We start from the raw sequence: 3,264 nt of genomic DNA, 5'->3' as shown, positions 1-3,264 counted from the left end.
ATCAGCCAACCTCTTTCAGTGAAAGCTTAAGTTTGGAGAGTTTCGTGCGCAGCGACGTATCGATCTGACGCGAACCGACCTTGACGATCATCCCGCCGAGAAGCGACGCGTCTTCGGTGATCTGAAGGGACACATCCTTGCCCGTCACATCCTTCAGCGCAGTCTTCAATTCCTGTTGTTGTTCATCAGACAGGGCATGGGCCACTGTCACTTCAGCCGTCGCCTGCCCGCGATAGGCGGCAACCTCGCCGCGATAGGCCGAGATCATGCCGGGCAGGACGAAAAGACGGCGGTTTTTCGCAACCAGCTTGACGAAATTGGCGACATAGCCGCCGATTTCCGCCTTGGCGAGAATGGCGGTCACCGCCTTCAGCTGCTCGTCGGCGCTGAAGACCGGGCTCATCACCAGACGCCGGAAATCGTCGCTTTCATTCAACAGCGCCTCGACACGGTCGATATCGGCGCCCACGGCGTCGATGCTGTCGTCTTCCTTGGCAAGTTCGAACAGAGAAACAGCATAGCGCTGCGCCACGTTCGACACAGATTGGGATAGGTCTGCCACAGGCACAAATTCCCCTTAAAAATCGGCGCGGGCCGTGTCGTCGCCGGCACTGCCCGAAGCCCTCAAAACCTCACAATATCCCCGGGAAACAGCAGGAAAAAACATGCTGGCCCTCCCAATAGTCGGGGTTCGTCTAGCACAGGTAAAAGCGACTCGCAACACGCGCAAAGCCCGTTTGGAGCATTGGCATGCGTTTCTCGTCACAAAGTCGCAAAACCCTGAAACGCAGTGCTTTTGAATGCCTTTGTCGTTTACGCCCAGCCAAGGCCGTAAAGCAGCATGAACACGCCGGCCACCGCCTGGCAGACGAGGAATATCCCTCCCTTGATCGACCGGCTCCCGGTTGTGCCCATCCACAGCAACCTGGTCAGAAAGCCGAAGATCAGCGCCAGGCCGAAGGTGCGATAGATCATCGGCTGGTCGAACAGGAGCGCCATCAGCGACATGGCGGCATAGGTGCCGCCGATCATCGAACGGATGTGGATCGACTGCCCGCTCTCCTCCTTCAGTCCGGAAAATCCTGCAAGCCCCATCAGCTTCAGCGGCGCCAGCGCCACGACGAGCCCCCAGATCAGGATGACAACGGCCATGAACAGGGCGATCTGCCCGATGAAACTCTCCGGCCAGTAAAAACTCATCTGAACGCTCCCTTGCCTTGCGCGGCGCGGGTCCTCCGCGCTTCTTGAAATTCAATCTATCTAGAGAAAGCTCTGCGGGTCAATGTCAAGCTGCACGCGGACGCTGCCGCGTTGTCGCGGCCCGTTTTCGAGCATTTCCCGCAAAAAAGTCTGGATGTCGTCCGCCCGGCTGCCGTGCACGAGCAGGCGAAAGCGGTAGCGGCCCCGCACCAGCGCCAGCGGCGCCTCGGCCGGGCCAAGCACCGAGATCGAGCGCCCGGCCGGCGCCGCCGCCCTCAACCCCCGCGCATGCGCCTCGGCATCGGAACGGTTGTCTGCGGAGATGATAACCGCGGCTAGCCGGCCGAAAGGCGGCAGGCCGCTCTTTTCCCGCTCCGTGATCTCCCGGTCGTAAAACGCCTCGGCATCGCCGGAAACGATCGCCTGCATCACGGGGTGGGCCGGCTGATAGGTCTGGATCAGACCCTTGCTCGCAAGCCCCGTGCGCCCTGCCCGCCCCGTCACCTGCGCAAGAAGCTGGAAGGTGCGCTCGGCCGCGCGCGGATCGCCATTGGCAAGGCCGATATCGGCATCGACCACGCCGACAAGCGTCATCAGCGGAAAATTATGCCCCTTGGCCACCAGTTGCGTGCCGATGATGATATCGGCCTCGCCATTGGCGACGGCCTCGAGTTCCAGCCGCAGGCGCTTGACCCCGCCGGCCATGTCCGAAGACAGGATGATCGTGCGCTTCTCCGGAAAATGCTGCTCGACTTCCTCGGCGATGCGCTCGACCCCCGGCCCGCAGGCAACGAGATGATCGAGCGTGCCGCATTCCGGGCAAGCCTCGGGCACCGGCTCTCCGTGGCCGCAATGGTGACACATCAGCCGCCCGCGAAACCGGTGTTCGACCAGCCAGCTCGAGCAGTTCGGGCACTGGAAGCGATGGCCGCAGACCCGGCAGAGCGTGAGCGGCGCATAGCCGCGCCGGTTCAGAAACAGCAACGCCTGTTCGCCGCGCCCGACCGTTCTGTCGATCTCCGAAAGCAGCGAGGGCGACAGGAAGCCGCCGCGTTTCGGCGGATCGCGCCTCAGGTCGACCGTCTTCAGGCTCGGCAGCGCCGCCTCGGCAAAGCGGCCGGGCAGATGGATGCGGCGGTAGCGCCCGGCAAGCGCGTTGACCTGGCTTTCGACAGAAGGCGTCGCGGAAGCCAGCACCGCTGGAAAACCACCGATGCGCGCCCGCACCACCGCCATGTCGCGGGCGTTGTAGAAGACGCGGTCTTCCTGCTTGTAGGCCGTATCATGTTCCTCATCGACGACGATCAGGCCGAGTTCCTCAAAGGGCAGGAACAGCGCCGAGCGGGCCCCGGCAACCACGCGGATCATCCCTTCCGCCGTCTGCCGCCAGACCTTCTCGCGCATGCGCGGCGCGAGGTCCGAATGCCATTCGCCGGGTCGCGCGCCGAAGCGGCTCTCGAACCGGTCGAGGAAACTCGCCGTCAAGGCAATTTCCGGCAAAAGAATCAGCACCTGCTTGCCTCTGCTGAGCGTTTCGGCCACGGCCTCGAAATAGACCTCCGTCTTGCCGGAACCGGTAACGCCGTCGATCAGCGTCACATTGAAATCGTCCGCCGCCACGGCAGCGCGCAGATCTTTGGCCGCCGCGTCCTGGTCGGGCGAAAGCGCGGGGCGTGCATAATCGGGATCGGGCGTGGCAAAGGCCGGCGGCGGCGGCAGGAAGACGGTGTCGAACACGCCGTGCTTCATCATCGTCTCGACGACGCTGGCGCTGACGCCGGCAGCGCGCGCAAGCCCGAGCCGCGTCCAGCCGGCGCCGTCTTGCGCCAGTTCGAGAACGCGCTTTCGCGCCGGCGTCATCCGCTCGGGAACCGTACCCGTCAGCGTCAGCCCCTCGACCATCGGTTCAGGCTCAAGGGCCGCAGGCGCGCGAACGGCCATGCGCGCGACAAGCCCCGGCGGGGTCAGCGTGTAGGCGGCAACCCAGGAAATGAAACGACGCATCTCCTCCGCCACGGGCGGGCAATCGAACACATGCTCGATCGGCCGCAGCTTCGTGGCCGC

Annotated in this window: 3 protein-coding genes; all 3 read right to left on the bottom strand. The window is 63.8% G+C overall.

What is annotated here, in order from left to right:
- Position 1: 1 nt before the first annotated feature.
- The gene (locus tag AC5DC2_RS21710) at positions 2–568 is read right to left on the bottom strand and encodes a F0F1 ATP synthase subunit delta (protein ID WP_024706586.1); all 567 of its coding nucleotides are present in this window, start codon (positions 566–568) and stop codon (positions 2–4) included.
- 245 nt (positions 569–813) lie between these two features.
- Positions 814–1,200 (bottom strand): hypothetical protein, encoded by a 387-nt coding sequence (locus AC5DC2_RS21705; RefSeq protein WP_024706585.1) that lies wholly within the window; start codon positions 1,198–1,200, stop codon positions 814–816.
- Between the two features lie 60 nt (positions 1,201–1,260).
- Positions 1,261–3,264, bottom strand: a 2,004-nt coding sequence (locus AC5DC2_RS21700; protein WP_491699987.1) for a primosomal protein N', incomplete at its 5' end; no start/stop codon positions are given.

The organism is Martelella sp., from assembly GCF_984369615.1.
Note: the sequence above shows the minus strand (reverse complement) of the source record. Positions and strands in the feature narration are given on the sequence as shown.

Coding starts and splice junctions, on each gene's coding strand:
- AC5DC2_RS21705 (WP_024706585.1), bottom strand. CDS start 1,200: ATGAGTTTTTACTGGCCGGAGAGTTTCATCGGGCAGATCGCCCTGTTC.